General features: G+C 61.0%; 1 protein-coding gene. It reads right to left on the bottom strand.

Going from position 1 to position 1266, the window contains the following annotated elements; all coding sequences use genetic code 11:
* Positions 1 to 1266, bottom strand: a 1266-nt coding sequence (gene tssC, locus ACCW71_RS20510; protein ID WP_436374480.1) for a type VI secretion system contractile sheath large subunit, incomplete at its 5' end; no start/stop codon positions are given.

The following is a 1266-nucleotide window of genomic DNA, read 5'->3' as shown; positions in this document are numbered from 1 at the left end:
TTATGATTTCGCCTTCGGCATCTGGGAAACCAGCGACAGGTTGACGTCCATCCCTTCCACCTGGAAGTGCGGCACCGCGTACAGCTTCACGCGGAAGAAGCCCGGATTGTCCTCGATGTCCTCCACCACCACTTTCGCGTCGCGCAGCGGGTGCGACGCCTGTAACTCGTCGCCCGGATCGGTCATTTCGGTCACCAGGCTGCGCACCCAGGTGTTCAGCTCCAGCTCCAGCAGGCGGCGATCCTTGGTGGTGCCGATGTTTTCACGCTGGATCAGCTTCAGGTAGTGCGCGATTCGCGACAGCAGGAAGATGTAGGGCAGACGCGCGTTGATGCGGCTGTTCGCGGTCGCGTCGGCGGTGTCATACAGCGCCGGCTTCTGGGCGGAGTTCGCCGAGAAGAAGCAGGCGTAGTCGCGGTTTTTGTAGTAGGAGAGCGGAATAAAGCCGAGGTTGGCAAACTCAAACTCGCGGGTTTCCGGGATCATCACCTCGCTCGGGATTTTCACCTGGTTGCCGGTGCCGAGATCGTAGAGGTGGATCGGCAGGTCCTGCACCGCGCCGCCCGCCTGCGGGCCGCGGATCTGCACGCACCAGCCGTTGTTGATAAAGCTGCGCACCATGTTGGCGGCAAAGGCGAACGAGGCGCTGGTCCACAGGTACTTATCGTGGTCCGGGCCTTTGACCTCTTCCACGTAGTTGAAGCTGCGCACCGGCACGGTGTCGGGGCCGTACGGCAGGCGTCCCAGCACGCGCGGCATCACCAGCCCGATGTAGCGGCTGTCGTCGGTTTCGCGGAACGACTTCCACTTGATGTACTCGGCGCGGTCAAAGTAGTTACCAATATCCTTAATCGCGGCAACCTCCTCCATCGACGCCTTGAGGAAGAATTTCGGCCCGGCCGAGCCGATAAACGGCATATGGGCCGCGGCGGAGACTTTCGAGATGTTGCGCAGCAGCGCGATGTCCTGCGCCGAGGCGTCAAATTCGTAGGCGGAGATCAGCGCGGCCACCGGCTCGCCGCCGGGGGTGTCATACTCGTCAATGTAGGTATGCTTGTAGAGGCCGCTCTGGATGATTTCCGGGCTGTCCTCAAAGTCCTGCCGCAGATCCTCTTTGGAGAGGTCCAGCAGCTCGATTCTGACGTTCTGGCGGAAATCGGTTTTATCGATCAGCGACTTCAGGCCGCGCCAGGTGCTTTCGGTGCGCTGAAACTCGTCATGGTGCATCACCGCGTCAAGCTGGCGGCTGATCTGGTAATCCAGTTC

Source organism: Pantoea sp. C2G6, assembly GCF_051336815.1.
Taxonomy (GTDB): domain Bacteria; phylum Pseudomonadota; class Gammaproteobacteria; order Enterobacterales; family Enterobacteriaceae; genus Pantoea.
Note: the sequence above shows the minus strand (reverse complement) of the source record. Positions and strands in the feature narration are given on the sequence as shown.